The following is a 20,330-nucleotide window of genomic DNA, read 5'->3' on the forward strand; positions in this document are numbered from 1 at the left end:
TTAAACTTAATAAAATAATAAATAGGTCCGTGACCTTAGAAGCTATGCCGAAAAGATATTTGAAAGAGTTTTACTGGAAAGATTATGTATCTATATTCTTTGGCCTTGCGCTTTATGCAGTTGGGCTTATCGGATTTATAAAACCGGTCGGGATTGTCACAGGGGGGCTTACAGGTATAGCCCTTCTTGTGGAGTATGCATCGGGAATACCGCTTCAATATACATATTTCTTCACAAACTGTGCATTGCTCCTGGTAGCCTTGAAACTTCTGGGTTTCAAGTTTATGATAAAGACTATTTATGGAGTTATTGTGCTTACATTCCTGCTTACCCTTTGCCAGACATATATAACCGAACCTATTGTGAAAAATGAGCCGCTTCTGTCGGGCGTAATAGGAGGAATGATGTGCGGAACGGGTATAGGCCTTGTTTTCAGTGCCAACGGTAGCACCGGGGGGACGGACATTGTAGTGGCACTGATAAATAAATATAAGAATATTGCTTTTGGCAGGGGGATGCTCCTTTGCGACTTTATTATCATCTCTTCTTCATACTTTCTATTTTACGATTACCAGAAGATCGTATATGCCCTGATCGTAATGGGTGTAATGACGTATTGCATCGATATGGTTATCAATGGGTTCCGGCAGTCGGTACAGGTGCTTGTCTTTTCTGAAAAATACGAAATAATAGCTACCGCGATAAATCAGGAATTACATAGGGGATGCACGGTTTTGGATGGCACAGGCTGGTATTCGAAGAAACCGACCAAAGTGATCATTGTACTGGCCAGAAGAACAGAGGCTGTAGAAATGTTCCGCCTGATAAAAAGTATAGATGAGAAAGCATTTATATCCCAAAGTACGGTACGTGGTGTTTACGGTGAAGGCTTTGACAAAATAAGGACCTGACCTTATGAACCTCAGAGGCAAACATATCATACTCACTGGAGCTTCCTCCGGTATAGGCCGAGAGATGCTCGGTATACTTGCTTCATATAACGGAGTGAAGATTCTTGCTGTAGCCCGTCATATAGATGATATACCGGGGGTAGAGGGCGTGGTGTACCCATTCTCTGCCGATGTCAGCTCTTCAGAGGGTATTGATAAGGTCTTTAGTTATGCACAGCAGGTATTCGGACATATTGATATTTTTATAGCCAATGCAGGGTTTGCATATCTCGAAAGGCTGGAAACCACCGATTGGCAGCATATCCGAAAAATCTACGATCTGAATGTATTTTCTCCGGTTTATTCATTGGAAAGACTTGTTGCTCTCAATAAGGACAGACCGGTAGCTTTTGCCTGTACTATTTCAGGGGCAGGATTGGTTTCCTTGCCGGCCTATTCACTTTATTGTTCTACAAAGGCCGCGCTGCATCATTTTGTACAGACCTACAGGTATGAGAAAGCGGATAACCTCCAATTGACTGCGGTTTATCCTGTAGCTACCCGCACAGCCTTTTTTGATAAGGCTACAGGTGAAAAAGATACACCACTTCCTTTTCCTGCGCAAGATGCGAAGACTGTTGCAAGGAAGTATATAAAAGGTATTGAGAAAGGTAAGAAGAATGTTTATCCATCTACTTTATTCCGTTTATTATATCCTATAGGCAGAGCGTTTCCTTTTTGCCTGAAAGTATATTCGCTACTGGAGAGGAAGAAAGCAGGGAAGTGGTTAGGGCTTTAATAGTTCCTTTTTCTTTTTGAACCTTTGGAAAAGTATGTAACCCGCTATTCCTGTCATTATTCCGAAGATAATTCCTATCATTACGTCGAACGGGTAATGTTTGGCCACGTAAATCCGGCTATATGCAACCACTGCTGCCCATAAGACGGCAATATAACCGTAGAATCTTTTCTTTCGGAAGAAGAGAAGGAAAAATACAGCCATCGTAAAAGTAGTAGCTGAATGGGACGAGAAGAAACTAAAACTATTGCTATATTTTTCTATTGCGTGAATCGTGCCTTCCCATAATTCGTTATGAATAGGGCGGGGCCGTTCTATAATCAGTTTTATTATATTTGTAAGCAGGGCGCTGGCTCCGGTGGATAGGAGAAAAAAGAATACTCCTGTTTTCTTCCATACTTCCGCTTTGAAGTAGATCAGGGCGGACATGGCCAGACAGGCCAGAATCCAGTTTGTGTAGGAACTGAGAAAAAGCATGATAGGATCGAGCCAGTCAGCATGTTTCCCATTGAGGAATAGAAAAAGTTCTTCGTCCCAATACCGTAATTTATCTAACATAATTGTTCATCTATAATGAATTGGAAATGCAAAGGAAATATATTATGGTTATATCCCATAATAATATTTATCTCTTTTGTTTTTTTTGTAAAAGTTTATCTATAAAATAAGAGCCGATAGCCTTTAGCTGTTAGCTGATAGTTCTTTGAAAGATTGATTAAAGTAGTTACAAGTTTGCCTCGCCTTCGCTTCGGCGAATGTTATTTCTGCGCCCTACGGGCAGTTACTAGTTACAAGTTAGTTGACTGTTGACTGACATATCTGTTACTTTTGTTACCTTTTGCGCCTTAGCGTCTCTGCGAGAGAATACTGTTGACTGCTAACTAATATATCTGTTACCTTTGTTACCTTTTAACAGTTAGGAGTTATAAGATACTCTATTTTATTTCACGCAAAGACGCAAAGGCGCGAAGTTTTTATAAGCTATGGATTGTTAACTGATGACTGCTGACTGTTAACTGTAAAAGCTGTTAACTGTTAACTGAAAAGTGTGTGTAAATTAAATATATTGATGTAAATTTGCATCCGAACATATGGAAGAAACATTCGACATACACCGAGGAAATATAAACGACAGCGAAAAGGAGTTTGAAAATGCCCTGCGCCCACTTACCTTTAATAGTTTCAGTGGACAAAGCAAGGTAGTGGAGAATTTGCAGGTTTTTGTCACAGCAGCCAAAATGCGGGGAGAATCACTGGATCATACCCTCTTGCATGGTCCGCCGGGATTAGGTAAAACCACATTGTCGAATATCATAGCAAATGAACTGGGAGTGGGGTTTAAGATAACTTCGGGTCCTGTATTGGATAAACCCGGAGATTTAGCCGGACTTCTGACTTCTCTTGAGCCAAACGATGTGCTTTTTATAGACGAGATACACCGTTTATCACCTGTTGTGGAAGAATATCTCTATAGCGCGATGGAAGATTACCGTATCGATATTATGATAGATAAAGGTCCTAGCGCGCGCTCTATACAGATAGATCTGAATCCGTTTACTCTTATTGGCGCCACTACCCGGAGCGGTTTGCTTACAAGTCCGTTGCGCGCCCGTTTCGGTATCAATATGCATCTGGAGTATTACGATATAGAGACTCTGACGAATATTATTCTGCGTTCGGCTAATATACTCGATGTTCCTACCTCTAAAGAAGCTGCCGTAGAGATAGCTTCCCGTAGCAGGGGTACTCCCCGTATCGCGAACGCATTGCTGCGCCGGGTACGCGATTTTGCGCAGGTAAAAGGTTCCGGCAAGATAGATAAGGCCATTGCGGCCTATTCGCTGGAAGCTCTTAATATAGACAAATATGGATTGGATGAGATAGATAACAAGATCCTCCTGATCCTTATCGATAAATTTAAGGGAGGGCCTGTCGGTATCTCTACTATTGCAACGGCTTTAGGTGAAGACGGAGGTACAATAGAAGAGGTCTATGAACCGTTCCTTATCAAGGAAGGTTTTATGAAACGTACACCCCGCGGGCGTGAAGTCACCGAACTTGCCTATAAGCATTTGGGACGGAAAAGGGAAAGTGAGCAGGGTTTCTTGTTTTAATTATGAATTAAGAGTTATAAGTTATAAGTTATAAGTGGTTCTTACTGATAACTGATAACTGTTGGCTGATAACTGATTTTGAATTTAGAACTATTTATAGCGAAACGTATCCATTTTAATGGAGAGAAAGGGGAGAAGCGGGCTTCTTCTCCTGCCATTAAAATCGCTGTTGCCGGAGTGGCAATAGGTTTGGCGGCTATGATACTGGCTCTGTCTATCGTTGTGGGCTTCAAAAAGGAGGTGCGCAACAAAGTTGTAGGTTTTGGTTCCCATATACAAATCACCAACCTGGCAAACAACAGTACTTACGAAACGCAGCCCGTATGCGTTACTCCTGAACTGATAAGCCAGCTCGAAAAGACAGAAGGGATTAAACATGTGGAGGTCTTTGCCACAAAGCCCGGTATAATAAAGACTGATAGTGCCTTTCAGGGTGTGGTTTTGAAAGGAGTCGGTACAGATTATGATTGGGATTTCTTTAAACAAAATATGATTGCCGGTACGGTAATCAATCCGGATGATACAACTCACGCCAATCAGGCAATTTTGTCCGGGAATATAGCGGGTAAATTAAATCTGAAGACCGGAGACAGCTTCCTTTGCTACTTCGTAGGGGAGAATATCCGTTTCCGTAAGTTTTACATAACAGGTATATATAGCACAAACTTTGAAGACTATGATAAACTGTTCGTAGTAACGGATATCAATCTCATCAAAAAGCTGAACGACTGGGACGATGATGAGGTCAGTGGGATCGAGCTGCTTGTAAATGATTACGACAGGCTGGATGAAATACAACAGCGTGTATTTGTGGATATGATGACCTATCGTGACCATAAGGAGAATACTTTCCTTGCCCGTTCTATCAAGGAGTTGAATCCTATGATATTCAACTGGCTCGAACTTCTGGATATGAATGTTGTGGTTATCATTATACTTATGTTTGCCATATCGGTTTTCACCATGATATCAGGATTACTTATCATAATCCTTGAGCGGACTAATATGATAGGTATGCTGAAAACCCTCGGCGCGCGTAATCTAAGCATTCGCAAGACCTTTCTGTATGTATCCTCATTCCTCATTCTGAAAGGTATGTTCTGGGGTAATGTTATTGCTATTGCGATATTGGTGATTCAGAAGAATTTCGGTCTGGTAAAGCTGGACCCTGAGACGTACTATGTGTCGGAAATGCCGGTGGATATCAATGTCTTATACATCTTATTGATTAATGCCGGTACATTGATCCTTTCCATCGTAGCCATGATAGGACCATCCTATCTGATAGCCAAGATCTATCCGGCTAAATCATTAAGATTCGAATAAAGCCTTCAAAGAATACTAGAGAATAGCCATATAAAAATGCCCCGCTCTTTCAGGGAACGGGGTACTTTGCTATATCTCATATGAGTTGCTTATCCGCATTTGGATGCACCACAGTTTGTACATTTCATACAGCCTTCCTGATATACTAAGGTTTCCAGTCCGCACACAGGGCATTTCTGACCTTTAGCTTCGGTTTCGCTAGGCAGGTATTTCTTGAGGGCGCGTTCTACACCGTTTTTCCAGGTATTGATCGTTTCGCTGTTCAGTTCCAGGCCTTGTACCAGTTTCACAACCTGATCGATAGGCATGCCATAGCGAAGTACACCGGAAATAAGTTTGGCATAGTTCCAGAATTCAGGGTTGAATTTGCCGTTCAATCCTTCGATTGTGGTTTTGTATCCCCTCTTATTCTTGAACTGGAAGTCATAAGAGCGGCTTCCTTCATCATTTAAAGTCTTGATAATGGTTCCGTGGTTAATATTCTTAGGCAGCATCAGACCTTCATCATCATCCGACAATCCGGTGAATATCTCGTATGGGCGTCCGTTGTGTAACCCGATGAACGCAATCCATTTTTCCTTATTGTTCTGGAATTTGATAACATCAGCGGCTAGTTCACGAGGGCGCTCCTGAAGGATTTCCGGACGTTCGTAGCAGTCATCACAATTCTCTTCTGCTTGTTTTTTATCGTCAGCAGCAACCAATACTCCGGCGCGCGAGCCGTCACGGTAAACGGTACAGCCCTTACATCCGCTTCTCCAGGCTTCGATATACAAATCGTTTACAAGGTCTTCCGATACATCGGATGGCAAATTGATTGTTACGCTGATAGAATGATCTACCCATCTTTGGATACGGCCTTGCATTTTCACCTTTTGCAGCCAGTCAACATCGTTTGAGGTTGCTTTATAATATGGAGATTCGGCCACCATAGTCTCTACCTCCTCATTCGTATATTTTTTCGTGGTAGGATAGCCTTTGCTTTCCATCCATGTTACGAATTTGTGATGGAACACAATGTATTCTTCCCATGAGTCTCCATTTTCATCAACGAAGTCAACTCGTACTTCCTTATCATTAGGATTTACTTTGCGGCGGCGTTTATATACCGGCATAAATACCGGCTCAATACCCGATGTGGACTGTGTCATCAAGCTGGTTGTCCCGGTTGGGGCAACTGTAAGACAGGCTATATTACGGCGTCCGTATTTCTCCATGTCTTTGATTAGCTGAGGATCGGCTTCTGCCAAACGGTTGATAAACGGATTTTCCTTTTCACGCTTAAAATCAAAAATTTCAAAGGCCCCACGTTCTTTAGCCAGTTCTACGGATGAACGATAAGCCGCAATAGCCAGAGCCCGGTGTACATCTTCGGCAAAAGCAGTCGCTTCTTCCGTACCATAGCGAAGTCCCATAGCGGCTATCATATCGCCTTCGGCGGTGATACCTACTCCGGTACGACGTCCCTGAAGGGTTTTTGTACGGATCTTTTCCCAAAGGTGTCTTTCAGGCCATCTTACCTCGTCTGTTTCCGGATCGTCATCTATTTTTTGTAATATTTTGTCAATCTTTTCTGTTTCCAGATCAATGATATCATCCATAATACGTTGAGCCAGCCCAACGTGTTTAGAGAATAGTTCGAAGTCGAAATGGGCATCGTCTTTGAACGGATTTACTACATATGAATATAGATTGATCGCTAGCAGGCGGCAACTGTCGTACGGACAAAGAGGTATCTCTCCGCAAGGGTTAGTTGAAATAGTCTTAAATCCGAGATCTGCATAACAATCAGGGACAGACTCCTTAATAATAGTATCCCAGAAAAGAACTCCCGGTTCGGCGGATTTCCATGCATTATGGACTATTTTTCTCCAAAGTTCCGTAGCCTGAATATCTTTTACAGTGGTAGGATTTGATGAATCGATAGGGTATTGCTGCGTATATTTCGATCCGTTTACAACGGCCTGCATAAAAGCATCGTCTATTCTTACAGAAACATTTGCACCTGTAACTTTGCCCTCTGTCATTTTTGCATCGATGAACGATTCCGAATCGGGGTGCTTGATTGATACGCTCAACATAAGGGCACCACGGCGTCCATCCTGAGCAACTTCGCGAGTGGAGTTTGAATACCTTTCCATAAATGGCACCAGTCCGGTAGAAGTCAAAGCCGAGTTCTTTACAGGTGAGCCTTTCGGACGGATATGCGACAAGTCGTGGCCTACACCTCCACGGCGTTTCATCAGTTGCACCTGTTCTTCATCGATACGGATGATAGCTCCGTAAGAGTCAGAAGGGCCGTTCAGGCCTATCACAAAGCAGTTTGATAAGGACGCTATCTGAAAATCATTTCCGATACCGGTCATAGGGCTTCCCTGGGGTACGATGTATTTGAAATGATCGAAGAGATCATACAATTCTTTATTCGTTAAGCCCTTTTCGTATTTTGCCTCGATGCGTCCAATCTCATTTGCCAAGCGCCAGTGCATGTCCTCGGGCGATTGCTCATAGATATTGCCCATTGCATCTTTCAATGCATATTTATTTACCCATACTTTTGCAGCGAGTTCATCACCATCAAAATAACTTAATGCGGCGTTATATGCCTCATCAAAAGTATAAACCTTTTGTGCCATTTGTCTTATATTTTTAGATTTTTTTCAGTCCTTGTTTTTGACGAAAGTCTGCGATATTTTTCACAGTACAATATTACTCAATTCAGAAAGATGAAACAAATTTTGCAACAATATTTTTTTAAAAAAAATAAAAGTTTCCCATAATTTATTTTAATAATCTGATTATTATGTATATAATATTTTGTTTTTTGAAAAAAGTTTTCCGTTTTAAAATTCGAACTGTAAAATGTATAACACTGTCTAAAATACAAAGTTCACAATATATAGATAAAAAAAATCGAAAAAGTTGCATTTAACTTTTCCGATTTTTTGCATATATCAGTTATTTTTTATAACCCGTATTATTCTTCGACTCCAATTAGTTCAGGATCAATCATAATGCGTCCGCAATATTCGCATACGATAATTTTCTTGCCTATCTTAATATCCATTTGTTTCTGAGGTGGTATTTTATTGAAGCATCCTCCGCAGGCACCACGTTCGATACATACTACAGCCAGACCGTTGCGCGCGCTTTTGCGAATACGCTTGAATGCCTGCAATAGACGAGGCTCAACCTCAGTTTCTATTTCCTTAACCTCTTCGCGAAGCTGTTCTTCCTGTTGTTTGGTTTCGGATACTATATTGTCCAGTTCTTCTTTCTTTTGTCCCAGATCGGCAGAACGCTCCTGCAAGAAAGTTTTGCTCTTCTCTACCTGTTCTGTCAGATTTTTGGAGTCTTGTGTAAATTCACGGATTCGTTTCTCTGATAATTCGATTTCCAGTGTTTCGAATTCGATCTCTTTGCTCAGATGGTCAAATTCACGGTTGTTACGCACATTGTCCAATTGTTCTTTGTATTTTTCAATTTTCAGTGTGCTGTCTTTCGCTTTTTGTTTTTGGAAAGAAATTGCAGTCTCGGCTTCTTTCAGTTCAGTCTCGTATTTTTTGATACGGGTCTCCAAACCGATAATTTCATCTTCCAGGTCTGCTACTTCCAACGGAAGTTCTCCGCGGAGAATCTTTATATTATCTATTTCAGATAATTTCTGTTGCAGGGCATAAAGCGTCTTTAGCTTTTCCTCTACTGTAATCTCTTTTTCTTGCTTTTTGGCCATGAGTTTATATCAATATTTAAGTTATAAGACTAGACTATTGTAATAAAAAAATGCAGTAATCAAACAGCATCCGGCTATTCTCTTACTACATCATCCGTAAATAGCGGGAGTATGTCACCGCTTATCTACAAATAGTTCACAGGATTTACATCAAATCCTGACATATATACCGCAAAGGTAGGATATTTTTTTGAGATAATATCGAAAAATATATTCTTTGTGAAAATTTCGGATTCGTAGTGTCCTACTGTCGCCAGCAGAATCTTATCTTCCACATCATAATAATCGTTATACTTAACCTCACCTGTAATAAATACATCGGCACTATATGATATCGCTTTCGGTATCAGGAACGATCCGCTTCCGCTGCAAATGGCTATATCTCTTACAGGCTTCCCCCTTAAGGCGGAATGCTGTATTGTTTTCAGGTGGAATGTATCTTTCAGCAGATAAAGGAAGTCTTCCTCTTCTGTCTCTTCGGGCAATGTGCCTACTATTCCGCTTCCGGCCTGCGACCATGTATTCTCCAGTAAATAGAAATCATATGCAGGCTCTTCATAGGGGTGCACAGCTATCAGTGCGCGTTTTACCTCCGATTGCTTATATATGGGTAGGATTATTTCAATTCTTACTTCCGGTTCGGTATGCAGTTCTCCTATCTCTCCCGTGAAAGGATTTGTATTTTCTCCGGCCTTGAAAGTCCCTTCTCCGGATACATTATAACTGCATGAATCGTAATTTCCTATATTTCCGGCTCCCGCATTGAATAAAGTATTGCGTACCAGCTCGGCATGCGAATGAGGTACGAAAGTCACCAGTTTGAGCAACTTGCCCTTCTGAGGATCGAGAATCCGTACGTGTTGCAGGTTAAGCATTTCTGCCAGATAATGATTGATTCCCTGTGCCGCGTTGTCCAGATTCGTATGTGCAGCATAAACTACAATATCGTGCTTGCAGGCTTTTATCATGCAGCGCTCTACATAGTTTTTTCCCGTCAGTGATTTGAAACTGCGGAAGGCGAGGGGATGGTGTGAAATAATAAGATTACAGCCTAACGCGATGGCTTCGTCCATTACAGCTTCGGTCACGTCAATGCAGACCACAGCACCTTTGGCTTCCTGATTTATATCTCCGATCTGGATACCGCTGTTATCAAAGCTTTCCTGCAATGGTATCGGGGCGAGTTGTTCTATGGTATGTAAGATTTCCTTTATTTTCATGATCTCCCGTATTTAGATCCTCAAAGTTATAATTTTACAGGATATTAAGGTCACAGACCTTCTTATTTCTTTAATTAGCATAACAGCCAAAACTGATTATGGTTCGAAATGACCATTAAATACTATCTGTGTCTTATCCTCTAAAAGCAGTCGATAAGAGACTGCTTTTAGATTTTTTATCAATCAAACATCTTTCTGAAATGATTGAATATCTTCTCTTTTACTGATTTGCTAGGCTGAAAATTTGGAGAGTTTTCGAGTCCGCTTAATGTCGATTTCTCACTATCACTAAGATTTTCAGGGATATATACGCTTATATTTATAAGCAGATCTCCTGTGCCATACCTGTTGATGCTCGGTAATCCTTTATTTTTCAGGCGAAGCACTTTACCCGGCTGTGTTCCCGGCTCTATCGTCACTTTTACCTTTCCGTCTATTGTCGGTACCACTACATTACCTCCTAATGCGGCGGTAGACACGGATAGCAATAGGTTGTAAACAACATCGTTATCATCTCTGAACAGTTCCGGATGTTGTTCTTCTTCTACAAGGATCAGCAGGTCGCCGTTTACACCGCCATGACGGGCCGCGTTTCCTTTGCCGCTCATCGAAAGTTGCATTCCTTCGGCAACTCCGGCAGGTATATTGATGGAGATTACTTCTTCTTCGCGAACGATGCCTTCTCCGGCGCAATGGCTGCACTTTTTGGTAATGCTTTTGCCTTCTCCGTTACAGGTCGGGCAGGTTGTTTGCGTTTGCATCTGCCCCAGAATGGTGTTCATTACGCGGGTTACCACTCCCGAACCTTTACAGGTAGAACAGGTTTCGTATGCTGTACCGCCATCCGCACCTGTACCTCTGCAATGTGAGCAGGAAACGAATTTGTTTACCTTAATTTTTTTCTCAACCCCCTGGGCTATATCTTTTAATGTCAGCTTTACCTTTACGCGTAAGTCCGAACCGCGGTTTTGCCTTGGTCCGCGTTGTCCGCCGAAACCACCAAATCCCCCGCCAAAATGACCGCCGAAGATATCACCGAACTGTGAGAATATGTCGTCCATGGAGAATCCGCCCGAATGTCCGCCGAATCCGCCCGGAGCTTCGTGCCCGTATCTGTCATATTTAGCGCGTTTTTGCTCATCGCTCAGTATTTCATACGCTTCTGCCGCTTCCTTAAACTTTTCTTCAGCTTCGCTGTTTCCCGGATTTTTATCGGGATGAAACTGAATCGCTTTTTTACGGTAAGCTTTTTTTATCTCTTCGAAAGTTGCGGTCTTGGTAACTTCCAGTACTTCGTAATAGTCTCTTTTTGTTGTAGTTGCCATTGGAATCTCTTCTTTTTTATTTTGCAACGATTACTTTGGGGTAACGGATAACTTTATCATCCAACATATATCCTCTCTGGACACTGTCTACGATCTTGTCCTTATCTTCTTCCGACTGTGCGGGAACGGTGGTGATCGCTTCATGTTTGTCGGTATCGAAAGTATGTCCGATTGCTTCTATTTCCTTCACGCCATGTTTTGTAAGGAAGTTGATGAATTTGCTGTAAATCAGATCTACTCCTTCTTTCACTGCTTCCACATCTTCTGTTTTGGATATGTTTTCCAAAGCGCGTTCGAAATCGTCCACAACGGATATTATGTCGATTAGTACACGTTCGCTACCTGATTTCAGTAATTCTGCTTTTTCTTTCAGGGTGCGTTTGCGGTAATTATCGAATTCTGCATTCAGGCGCAAATATGAATCGTTCAATTCATTATATTTGGCCTCCCAGTCAGTCAGATTGTCACCTGTTTCTGCTTCTGCCGTTTCTTCAGGCTGATTATTTGTCATATTATCAGCCTCTGCAGGCTGTCCGTTATCAAACTCCTTTTCGGTAAATTCCTCTTTCATATCTTAGTATCTATTTTATTCAGAATCAATTACAAAAGAATATCATGCAAATCGACAATAGGCGATTTGTATTTCTTCAAATGTGCATTTTATTTATAACAAAAGGCTTGCCAAAGTTACAGGAATTAATCGAAATCCTTATAGATTAACTTTCTTAGTCCATAGAAGAAATTCAATTTTGTTAAAAAGTAACAAAGGTAACAGATATATCAGTAATCAGTCAACAGTTAGCAGTTAACAACTCGTATCTCGTGTCTTGTCGACTTGTAACTATTCCCAAAAAGGTAACAAAAGTAACAGATATATCAGTAAACAGTGAACAGTAAACAGTGAACAACTTGTATTTTGTATCTCGTATCTTGTCTACTCGTAACTCGTAACTGCCCGCAGGGCGGAGTAACTTGTAACTATTAAAAAAGGTAACAAAGGTAAATCGCTTTCGTAATAGGCTGACAGTAAACATATAAACCTACTTTTTAAAAATAGCGAGTAACAAACCAGCAACAAAAATGCAAAAAACAATATCAGTCAGGTAGGTTACTGTATGTAAAGGTACTTTTCTTTTCCGATATTATCAACTACTATTCTTTTCCTTTCCGTGACATCATTATACAGACAATAGCCGGAAGATAAAAAAAGAAAACTGTCATATATTACATGTTTTATTTAAACGGGCTATATTTTGCAGATTTTTAAATTAAAATTTTACATTTGCAATATGCAACAGCCCATTTTGGGGATAAAAACACTAGACGTGTTGGGAATAATTATTATATTTGCCGTGTCGGTTGGTTACATCCGGCAGACATATTGGTAAAAAACAAACATGGAAAGTGTTTGGCTTATCTCTCTATAACGAAATCTGGTAAATTTTGATAGAACGAGAATAAGTTAAATTGTTCCCGTGCCCTTATAGGCGTGTGGACTGTTGCTTATTTTAGTTCTAAGGCTTACCAGAGCCCCGTTATATAAGATATGGCAATGGTTCCACGCTTTCTTTATTTAATTAAATTTCTTTCCGGAACCGAAGGAATTATATTTGCTGTATGAAGCAATTGTTCCCTGCCGGGATTGTGGAAAATACCGTGCAAACACACTGGACGAAACGCCATTCCAAATCGAAGATTATTTATCTTATAATTATCATTGGTCTAATAACCACATTAGTCAGCCTACCCTTTATTTATATCGACGTATCCGTACAAAGTAAAGGGACAGTCCGGTCTGTAAACGAAAATAATAGTATACAGTCGGCAGTTTATGCTGAGGTTGCCCAAATAGCCATTTATGAAAATAAAAGAGTTGAGCAAGGTGACACCCTTATATGGCTCCGTACAGACGAACTGGACGAGCAGATTAACCGGCTGATCGAAAAACAAATAGAAAACGGCTTGTTTATCCGTGATATTGACAGGCTGGTTAATGGCTCCTATTCTGCTGCGACCCCCAAATACCAAACTGAACTGGCACAGTATAGAGCGAAATTAGCGGAACAGGATATAACGCTTTCACAAGCGCAAAACGAATATGCTGTCTCTAAAGAGTTATACGAAAAGGGTGTCGAGGCTAAATACGATTACCAACAGACAGAAAGCCGTTACAAAACAGCAGGCTCGCAAAAAGCATTGGTAAAACAACAGCAAATAAGCAACTGGCAGGCGGAAAGGACACGCCTCGAATATGAGAACAAAGACCTGAATTCCGAATTGCTGCAACTGCAAAAACGGAAAACCCAATATATCATAACCGCACCTGTCATTGGCAATATTGTGCAGTATAACGGCATACAGGCGGGTAATTTTACACAGACAGGGCAATCCATTGCCCAGATTACCGCATCCGATACCCTGTTGATAGAATGCTATATTTCTCCTATCGACATCGGCTATATAGAGAAAGGGCAAAAGGTACAGGTTCAAGCCGACGCCTACAATTACCAGCAATGGGGATTACTATCTGGAGAAGTTACCGAAGTATTACCCGATATCGTGGAAATGAATAACCAGCCTTATTTTCGTGTCAGGTGTACGATGAACCGCAACTACCTTGAACTGGCAAACGGCTACAAAGGCTATATGAAAAAAGGAATGAGTGTTACAGGCAGGTTTTATCAGACCCGCCGGAGCCTGTGGCAATTACTCTTTGACGAAATAGACAACTGGATGAATCCTAAAATAAAAACAGATGAACAAAATTAAGATTGGCAAAAATATAAAAATCAAGCAGCGTGATATAACGGATTGCGGGGCGGCCTGCTTAGCGTCCGTATCGGAACATTACAATTTAAAGCTGCCTGTTTCAAGGATACGTCAGGTAGCGGGCACAGACCAAAGGGGTACGAATGTGCTGGGTATGGTCGAGGCTGCAAAACAACTCGGATTCGAGGCAAAAGGTGTTAAAGGGAAAACGGATAATTTATCTAAAATACCGCTTCCTGCAATAGCCCATGTTATTGTAAAAGATGTATTACAGCATTATATTGTTATTTATCAGGTAACGGAGAAACAGATAAAGTATATAGACCCGGCAGACGGGGAAATGCACAAGGCATGCATTGAAGATTTTGCAAAGATATGGACGGGCGTACTTATCCTGCTCATACCCGGCGATACTTTTGAGGTAAGGAACGAAAAGGTTTCCAATATTGCCCGCTTCTTCTTCCTGCTGAAACCGCACAAAGGGATACTTTTGCAATGCCTGACAGGGGCTATACTTTACACTATACTGGGATTATCCACCTCTTTTTATATCGGGAAGATTACAGACTATGTACTTGTGGGAGGAAATACCAACCTGTTAAACCTGATGAGTACAGGGATGCTGATTATACTGGCGTTAAGGTTTTTTTTAGCTGTATTCCAAAGCCTGTTTATATTGAACACTGGACAGCAGATAGACGCAAGGCTGATATTAGGCTATTACAAACACTTACTAAAGTTGCCCCAACGTTTCTTCGATACAATGCGTGTCGGGGAAATTATATCCCGTGTCAATGACGCTGTTAAAATCAGGGCGTTCATTAACGATGTGGCTATCTCCTTAGTCGTTAATGCCTTTATCGTGCTGTTCTCCTTTATGCTGATGTTTATATACAGTTGGAAGCTGGCTTTGGTGATGCTTATCACAATACCCCTGTATGCCGTTATCTATATCGCTGTAAATAAACTAAACAAAAAGCAGGAGCGTAAAGTAATGGAAGATGCAGCCGAATTGGAGAGCCAGCTTGTGGAATCTTTAAACTCGGTAAAGACTATTAAGCAGTTCGGTATAGAGGAGTTTGCGAATATAAAAACGGAAACACGGTTTATCAAGCTGCTCAATACAATCTACCGTTCAGGCGTTAACTCTATATTCTCTAATGAAAGCTCCGGCTTTATCAATTTCCTATTCACTGTGATACTGCTGTGGTTCGGTTCCTATCTGGTGTTGGATAATGAACTGACTGCCGGAACACTGTTTTCGTTCTATGCGATAATCGGTTATTTTACCTCTCCTGTGGCATCACTTATCGGTGTGAACAAGACAATACAGAATGCCCTGATAGCGGCAGACCGCCTTTTTGAGATTATGGATTTGGAGAGTGAAAGCGATAATGAAAAAGAAAAGATAGAGTTTACGCCTAAAATGAATAGAGATATATTATTCAACAACGTAAGTTTCAGCTACGGCACACGCGCTGAGGTGTTTAAAGACTTTACACTGGAAATACCCAAAGGAAAGATAACGGCGATAATAGGTGAAAGCGGTTCGGGAAAAACAACGCTTGCCGTACTGTTGCAAAAACTCTATACCCTGAACAGTGGGAAAATATATATCGGAGAACATAATATCGACTATTTCAGTATCGACAGTTTGCGGGAGCATGTAGCCACCGTGCCACAGCAACTGGACTTGTTTTCGGGAACGATTATAGAGAATATTGCTCTGGGAGAGTTCAATCCTGATATGGAACGTATAATAAACATCTGTAAGAATTTGGGCATTATCCAATTCATAGAAAACCTTTCTAAAGGCTTTGCAACCCGTATCGGCGAGCATGGTGTCGGCTTGTCAGGCGGGGAACGGCAACGGATTGCCATTGCACGGGCATTGTATCGAAATCCTGAAATACTGGTACTGGATGAAGCGACTTCATCGCTTGATTCGGTTTCGGAACATTATGTACAGCAGGCGATACTGGATTATAACAGGCAAGGAAAAACGGTTATTATTATCGCCCACCGTTTGAGTACGGTGATGTCAGCAGATAAGATTGTGATACTCGAAAAAGGGAAGCTGATAGAAGAAGGGACACATATACAACTCTACAAGGAGGGCACAAGATATTATGAAATGTGGCAGAAACAGATACCAATTATGTAAACATAAATTATTAATGATATGAGTATTTTCAGTACAATAGAACGGATAAACCAGTTACATTCTTTGATAAAGACAGGTAAAACAGGAAATCCAAAAACATTGGCAACGCATTTGTCCATAAGTAGAGCGACATTATATAATTTACTCAATGAATTAAAAACTTTTGGTGCTCCAATTATATATTCTCGTGCCCAAAAGTCATTTCTATATACTAGAGAGTTTAATTTGGAACTAAAGTGTACAATTGAATTAATAGAAACGGATGAATTAACAAGAATTAACGGAGGTGGGTATTCTTTTTTTCTTCCGTTTAATTTTTTAGACGGAAGAAACATACTTTTGTAAAGAAATTAAGTTAAACCGGTTTGCTTTTTTGTGATTATTTATTAATTTAAAAAGCATTTTATTATGAAAAATTTAGATTTAGCTACACTTGGTGTAGAAGAAATGAATGATGCTCAAATGCAGGAAGTTGATGCAGGAAGTTGGCTCAGCGACTTTGCTTGTGCGGATATCACATTTAAGTTGGAACTTATCGGAGCATTCATGAATGGATATAACCAAAACAAGAGATAAATTTAGAACTTAAAAAAGCGTCAGAATATTATGAAAAATTTAGATTCATTTGAATTTATGGAGTTAACCAAAGAGGAATTGGTTAACATAGAAGGAGGTTCTCTGTCTGCTCATGCAAAAACTATTGCTCACTATGTAGGTGCACATGTAGCAGATACAATTGATTTTTGGGATGGTTTTTTTAGCTAAAAATAGGATTAAATTTTTAATATTTCTATTATGAATAAATTAAAACTCGATGATGCTTTAATTGCATTACAGGATGATGAGTTAAGGAGCATTAATGGTGGTTCTCAACAATCATATGAAATGGGGAAAGAGTTCCGTAAAGCTGTGGATAATTTTATACTCTTAACTTCTATATTATCGCCTTTCTGGTAAGCTCACTGAAAACAGAAACAGGAGAGATTAATAATCTTCCTGTTTCTATTTTTTTATCAATAATGAATAACTGTATATGTCAATCTGGTCAATAATTCAGGATATAATATTGTTTTTTAAGTCTTCCTCAGAAGAAAAACTACAAAAGCAAAATTTTTCAAGCACTAATAATAAATTCATCCAGACCTTATTATTATCGCTGAAATGTTACGTAATATTATTTATAGTATTATTAATGCTTAGCTTTTTTTTAGCTCCATTCAAAGTATTCGAACTAGTACCTCCCAGACCTGTATTAGATGAATATCCATTACTCTTAATAATGCTTGTTGCTCCTTTCTATGAAGAAATAATGTTTCGCCTGCCTCTCATATTCGATAAGAAATATATCATTATTTCCATATCAATTGCTATCTTATTTCTAAATAAACATGATTTAATATTTGCAATAATATTATTAGTTGTATTCATTAGTATCTCAACCTTCCTCCTTTACAACAAAAAGATAAAATTGAGTAATACTCTCGAACAATTCTGGACAAATCACTTTAATATAGTATTTTATACGCTATGTATAAGTTTCGGATTACTGCACATCTTCAATTTTAAAGAAATGACAACAGCGCAAGCCATATTGTCGCCTTTGGCGGCATTCCCTCAAATTGTAATGGGATTATTTATGGGATATGTCAGGATACGTTTTAACAACGGTTTGATTATTGCCATTCTGCTACATATATATCAAAATTCAATAACAACTCTTTGGCTTAGTATATAGCCCGGTTATCTTTTGGACACTACTCAAGAAAAGACTACGGAATAAAGGAATATATTTATCCCACTACCATTTGAGAAAATAAAACATATAAAACTACAATTCCAAATTTCAATTTTTAGAACACAAGAGGCTTGATACATGAATTTGTGGAAAACTCTTATAACTAACTCAATATTTCGGACTCTCTAAAGCTATTGGGAACGCTAGCTAGCAAATAACATATATATTCATACCCCTTCACCTGATGCTGTCGCCTGCATCAAATATCTATTTAAATACAAAAAGAAAATCATGATAAACAAATAGGTATAAACCCTATTTTACCTTTTGATATATACCTATTTAATTATTTGATATATAGAAATAGAATACTTCAAAGTAACAGTATATTTTACATAAAATGGAAAAAGTAACAAGATATTTCAATTACGAGTAACAACTTGGTGACAAAAGTAACAAAAAAGTCAATAATTCGATTTGGAAATACAGCGTTTTATAAGCATAATATATATGTTATAACTATTTATATATAAGATTATTAAATTGTATTATTGTAATTTTAATTTTTTGGAGTTTTTTATTTTACCTTTTAAGGTAACAAAGGTAACACTTTTTTACTTATTACTTTTTACCCTCATTGTAAGTCCGCCTTGGGGAAACAACGTTCGGCGGAGCCAATTTAGGGGGCCATTTCAATATTTCAAAGAACTATACGCTATCTATCAAAGTCAGATGGCTTTTGTTATATATAGATAAAGTAATAAATAAAAAATGCCATTGGCCGGGATTTTTCAATTTGACCAAAGGCATTCTCAATTATCTGGTTGAGAGGGAGTACTATTTTAATCCTTCAACTCTATAACTTCCAGATCGGAAATATTACCTTCATTCAATACAAAGCGTATCAGTGTCCTTACTTTATGAAATCCGTATTTTCCGGCCGCCCCGGGGTTTATATGCAGGCAGTTCAGTTTTTTGTCGAACATCACCTTCAATATATGCGAATGTCCGCAAATAAACAGCTTTGGCGGATTGGCGAACAGAACGGAACGGGCTCGCGGGTCGTATTTGCCCGGATAACCGCCTATGTGTGTCATCAGTACGTCCACTCCTTCGAGTGTAAAACGCAGGAATTCGGGATATGCCGCCCGTATCTTGCTGTCGTCGATATTTCCATACACTGCCCTGAATGGTTTAAAGGCTTCGAAGCGCAGGGCCAGACTTATAGAACCGATATCGCCGGCATGCCATATCTCATCGCATTCGGCAAAATACTTTTCATACTTGTCGTCCCACCAGCTATGGGTATCGGATAAAAGACCTATTTTTTTCATTGCAGATTGATACATATAATGAAACAAACGGACAGAACGAATGTGCCCATAGATGTATATTTCAGGTAGGGGTCGAGCAGGCGGTTTTCCTCTATACGAAATATATCTATCAGTAGTTTGATAAAAATAAGGAAACACAACAGGTACAGATACTGGTACCAGTGGGTCGTATGCAGAATTGAATATATAGTAAAACAGGCTAGCGCGCCGAATGTAAGGAAAGCATGATAGTACTTCGCATTTCTGAAACCTATACGTACCGGAATCGTTATTTTACCCGAATTCTTGTCATTCTCCATATCCCGCATATTGTTCAGGTTGAGTACAGCTATAGTCAATAGCCCCAGTCCGGTTGCAGGAAGCCACGGCATGAGATCGACTATGTGTGTATGCAGAAAATAAGTACCCGCTACCGATACCAATCCAAAAAAAGTAAAAGAGAATATATCGCCCAGCCCTTTATACCCATACGGATTTTTACCTGCTGTATATTTTATCGCTGCTACAATGCTGGCGGCACCCAGAATCAAGAATAGAGTGATATATCTCCAGTCCATAAATTGGAGTGCTATATATATAAGGAGTATGCCGACAATTGCAGCTACGCCGATTGCTGTAATAATGGCGTTTTTCATCTGTCCGGGAGTGATAGCTCCGCTTTGCACTGTGCGCTGAGGGCCTACACGTTCGCCGGTGATATCGGTACCATGCTGGTAATCCCCTAAATCGTTTGCCATGTTGGATAATAACTGAAGGATGGTTGCTATCAGCATAGTAAGTATGCAGACGGAAATACTGAAATTTCCGGTGCTGTATGCTATTCCGCTGCCGCACAAGGCGGTTGCAACAGCCAGAAACAGGGTGCGGGGGCGAAGTGCCGATATCCACGATTTGAATGAAGCCATTATTTGTTGCTGAATT

The 20,330-nt window shown here is 40.0% G+C and carries 19 protein-coding genes; 11 read left to right on the top strand and 8 right to left on the bottom strand.

Going from position 1 to position 20,330, the window contains the following annotated elements; translation table 11 throughout:
- The first annotated feature begins 44 nt into the window (after nt 1-44).
- Nucleotides 45-911, top strand: coding sequence for a YitT family protein (locus ACYQ3L_RS09635; protein ID WP_379995830.1), 867 nt, complete (start codon nt 45-47; stop codon nt 909-911).
- A 4-nt stretch (nt 912-915) separates the two neighbouring features.
- Complete coding sequence (locus ACYQ3L_RS09640; protein WP_379995828.1) at nt 916-1,689, top strand: SDR family NAD(P)-dependent oxidoreductase; 774 nt, start codon at nt 916-918, stop codon at nt 1,687-1,689.
- Here ACYQ3L_RS09640 and ACYQ3L_RS09645 read toward each other — a convergent pair.
- Nucleotides 1,678-2,247 carry a phosphatase PAP2 family protein gene (locus ACYQ3L_RS09645; protein ID WP_379995826.1) on the bottom strand — a complete coding sequence of 190 codons (570 nt, stop codon included), beginning with the start codon at nt 2,245-2,247 and terminating at the stop codon, nt 1,678-1,680. The genes ACYQ3L_RS09640 and ACYQ3L_RS09645 overlap by 12 nt on opposite strands.
- Before the next feature lie 533 nt (nt 2,248-2,780).
- Between ACYQ3L_RS09645 and ruvB the strand changes: the two genes are divergently transcribed.
- Nucleotides 2,781-3,803: a Holliday junction branch migration DNA helicase RuvB gene (gene ruvB / locus ACYQ3L_RS09650; RefSeq protein WP_006798653.1), complete on the top strand. Its 1,023-nt coding sequence runs from the start codon at nt 2,781-2,783 to the stop codon at nt 3,801-3,803.
- Between the two features lie 78 nt (nt 3,804-3,881).
- The gene (locus ACYQ3L_RS09655) at nt 3,882-5,129 is read left to right on the top strand and encodes an ABC transporter permease (protein ID WP_379995824.1); all 1,248 of its coding nucleotides are present in this window, start codon (nt 3,882-3,884) and stop codon (nt 5,127-5,129) included.
- 89 nt (nt 5,130-5,218) lie between these two features.
- Here the strand turns inward: ACYQ3L_RS09655 and ACYQ3L_RS09660 are convergent, their stop codons facing one another.
- From ACYQ3L_RS09660 to ACYQ3L_RS09680, 5 genes are all read right to left on the bottom strand, one after another.
- Nucleotides 5,219-7,765, bottom strand: coding sequence for an adenosylcobalamin-dependent ribonucleoside-diphosphate reductase (locus ACYQ3L_RS09660; protein ID WP_379995822.1), 2,547 nt, complete (start codon nt 7,763-7,765; stop codon nt 5,219-5,221).
- Nucleotides 7,766-8,106: 341 nt separating this feature from the next.
- Entirely contained in the window at nt 8,107-8,862 is a 756-nt protein-coding gene (locus ACYQ3L_RS09665) for a zinc ribbon domain-containing protein (RefSeq protein ID WP_379995820.1), read from the bottom strand.
- A 125-nt stretch (nt 8,863-8,987) separates the two neighbouring features.
- Complete coding sequence (locus tag ACYQ3L_RS09670; protein WP_379995818.1) at nt 8,988-10,082, bottom strand: Nif3-like dinuclear metal center hexameric protein; 1,095 nt, start codon at nt 10,080-10,082, stop codon at nt 8,988-8,990.
- Between the two features lie 179 nt (nt 10,083-10,261).
- Nucleotides 10,262-11,407 carry a molecular chaperone DnaJ gene (gene dnaJ, locus ACYQ3L_RS09675; protein WP_379995816.1) on the bottom strand — a complete coding sequence of 382 codons (1,146 nt, stop codon included), beginning with the start codon at nt 11,405-11,407 and terminating at the stop codon, nt 10,262-10,264.
- 16 nt (nt 11,408-11,423) lie between these two features.
- Nucleotides 11,424-11,978, bottom strand: a complete 555-nt coding sequence (locus ACYQ3L_RS09680) for a nucleotide exchange factor GrpE (protein WP_379995814.1) — start codon at nt 11,976-11,978, stop codon at nt 11,424-11,426.
- A 1,046-nt stretch (nt 11,979-13,024) separates the two neighbouring features.
- Between ACYQ3L_RS09680 and ACYQ3L_RS09685 the strand changes: the two genes are divergently transcribed.
- The 7 genes from ACYQ3L_RS09685 to ACYQ3L_RS09715 all read left to right on the top strand — a co-directional run bounded on the left by ACYQ3L_RS09685 (nt 13,025) and on the right by ACYQ3L_RS09715 (nt 18,075).
- Nucleotides 13,025-14,176, top strand: coding sequence for an HlyD family secretion protein (locus tag ACYQ3L_RS09685; protein ID WP_379995812.1), 1,152 nt, complete (start codon nt 13,025-13,027; stop codon nt 14,174-14,176).
- Entirely contained in the window at nt 14,163-16,340 is a 2,178-nt protein-coding gene (locus tag ACYQ3L_RS09690) for a peptidase domain-containing ABC transporter (protein WP_379995809.1), read from the top strand. The genes ACYQ3L_RS09685 and ACYQ3L_RS09690 overlap by 14 nt, the downstream gene beginning before the upstream one ends.
- Nucleotides 16,341-16,358: 18 nt before the next feature.
- Nucleotides 16,359-16,685 (top strand): HTH domain-containing protein, encoded by a 327-nt coding sequence (locus ACYQ3L_RS09695; RefSeq protein WP_379995807.1) that lies wholly within the window; start codon nt 16,359-16,361, stop codon nt 16,683-16,685.
- Nucleotides 16,686-16,748: 63 nt separating this feature from the next.
- Nucleotides 16,749-16,916 carry a hypothetical protein gene (locus tag ACYQ3L_RS09700; RefSeq protein WP_379995805.1) on the top strand — a complete coding sequence of 56 codons (168 nt, stop codon included), beginning with the start codon at nt 16,749-16,751 and terminating at the stop codon, nt 16,914-16,916.
- 30 nt (nt 16,917-16,946) lie between these two features.
- On the top strand, nt 16,947-17,105 hold the full coding sequence (locus ACYQ3L_RS09705) for a hypothetical protein (RefSeq protein ID WP_379995803.1): 159 nt from the start codon (nt 16,947-16,949) through the stop codon (nt 17,103-17,105).
- A gap of 30 nt (nt 17,106-17,135) precedes the next feature.
- Nucleotides 17,136-17,297 carry a hypothetical protein gene (locus tag ACYQ3L_RS09710; RefSeq protein ID WP_379995800.1) on the top strand — a complete coding sequence of 54 codons (162 nt, stop codon included), beginning with the start codon at nt 17,136-17,138 and terminating at the stop codon, nt 17,295-17,297.
- A 322-nt stretch (nt 17,298-17,619) separates the two neighbouring features.
- Nucleotides 17,620-18,075 (top strand): CPBP family glutamic-type intramembrane protease, encoded by a 456-nt coding sequence (locus ACYQ3L_RS09715; protein WP_459952469.1) that lies wholly within the window; start codon nt 17,620-17,622, stop codon nt 18,073-18,075.
- Between the two features lie 842 nt (nt 18,076-18,917).
- On the opposite strand, the gene ACYQ3L_RS09720 is transcribed toward ACYQ3L_RS09715, so the two are convergent.
- Both ACYQ3L_RS09720 and menA read right to left on the bottom strand, forming a co-directional pair.
- Nucleotides 18,918-19,409 carry a metallophosphoesterase family protein gene (locus ACYQ3L_RS09720; protein ID WP_379995796.1) on the bottom strand — a complete coding sequence of 164 codons (492 nt, stop codon included), beginning with the start codon at nt 19,407-19,409 and terminating at the stop codon, nt 18,918-18,920.
- Nucleotides 19,406-20,314, bottom strand: coding sequence for a 1,4-dihydroxy-2-naphthoate octaprenyltransferase (menA, locus tag ACYQ3L_RS09725; protein ID WP_379995794.1), 909 nt, complete (start codon nt 20,312-20,314; stop codon nt 19,406-19,408). The genes ACYQ3L_RS09720 and menA overlap by 4 nt, the downstream gene beginning before the upstream one ends.
- Nucleotides 20,315-20,330 lie beyond the last annotated feature (16 nt).

This window comes from Dysgonomonas termitidis (assembly GCF_054657735.1).

Bases quoted from the DNA above. Each gene is read 5' to 3' on its own strand.
- ACYQ3L_RS09645 (WP_379995826.1), bottom strand. From the start codon at position 2,247: ATGTTAGATAAATTACGGTATTGGGACGAAGAACTTTTTCTATTCCTC.
- ACYQ3L_RS09705 (WP_379995803.1), top strand. From the start codon at position 16,947: ATGAAAAATTTAGATTCATTTGAATTTATGGAGTTAACCAAAGAGGAA.
- ACYQ3L_RS09680 (WP_379995814.1), bottom strand. From the start codon at position 11,978: ATGAAAGAGGAATTTACCGAAAAGGAGTTTGATAACGGACAGCCTGCA.
- ruvB (WP_006798653.1), top strand. From the start codon at position 2,781: ATGGAAGAAACATTCGACATACACCGAGGAAATATAAACGACAGCGAA.
- ACYQ3L_RS09710 (WP_379995800.1), top strand. From the start codon at position 17,136: ATGAATAAATTAAAACTCGATGATGCTTTAATTGCATTACAGGATGAT.
- ACYQ3L_RS09640 (WP_379995828.1), top strand. From the start codon at position 916: ATGAACCTCAGAGGCAAACATATCATACTCACTGGAGCTTCCTCCGGT.
- ACYQ3L_RS09670 (WP_379995818.1), bottom strand. From the start codon at position 10,082: ATGAAAATAAAGGAAATCTTACATACCATAGAACAACTCGCCCCGATA.
- ACYQ3L_RS09700 (WP_379995805.1), top strand. From the start codon at position 16,749: ATGAAAAATTTAGATTTAGCTACACTTGGTGTAGAAGAAATGAATGAT.
- ACYQ3L_RS09635 (WP_379995830.1), top strand. From the start codon at position 45: ATGCCGAAAAGATATTTGAAAGAGTTTTACTGGAAAGATTATGTATCT.
- ACYQ3L_RS09660 (WP_379995822.1), bottom strand. From the start codon at position 7,765: ATGGCACAAAAGGTTTATACTTTTGATGAGGCATATAACGCCGCATTA.
- ACYQ3L_RS09690 (WP_379995809.1), top strand. From the start codon at position 14,163: ATGAACAAAATTAAGATTGGCAAAAATATAAAAATCAAGCAGCGTGAT.
- ACYQ3L_RS09715 (WP_459952469.1), top strand. From the start codon at position 17,620: ATGCTTGTTGCTCCTTTCTATGAAGAAATAATGTTTCGCCTGCCTCTC.
- ACYQ3L_RS09695 (WP_379995807.1), top strand. From the start codon at position 16,359: ATGAGTATTTTCAGTACAATAGAACGGATAAACCAGTTACATTCTTTG.
- ACYQ3L_RS09720 (WP_379995796.1), bottom strand. From the start codon at position 19,409: ATGAAAAAAATAGGTCTTTTATCCGATACCCATAGCTGGTGGGACGAC.
- menA (WP_379995794.1), bottom strand. From the start codon at position 20,314: ATGGCTTCATTCAAATCGTGGATATCGGCACTTCGCCCCCGCACCCTG.
- dnaJ (WP_379995816.1), bottom strand. From the start codon at position 11,407: ATGGCAACTACAACAAAAAGAGACTATTACGAAGTACTGGAAGTTACC.
- ACYQ3L_RS09665 (WP_379995820.1), bottom strand. From the start codon at position 8,862: ATGGCCAAAAAGCAAGAAAAAGAGATTACAGTAGAGGAAAAGCTAAAG.
- ACYQ3L_RS09685 (WP_379995812.1), top strand. From the start codon at position 13,025: ATGAAGCAATTGTTCCCTGCCGGGATTGTGGAAAATACCGTGCAAACA.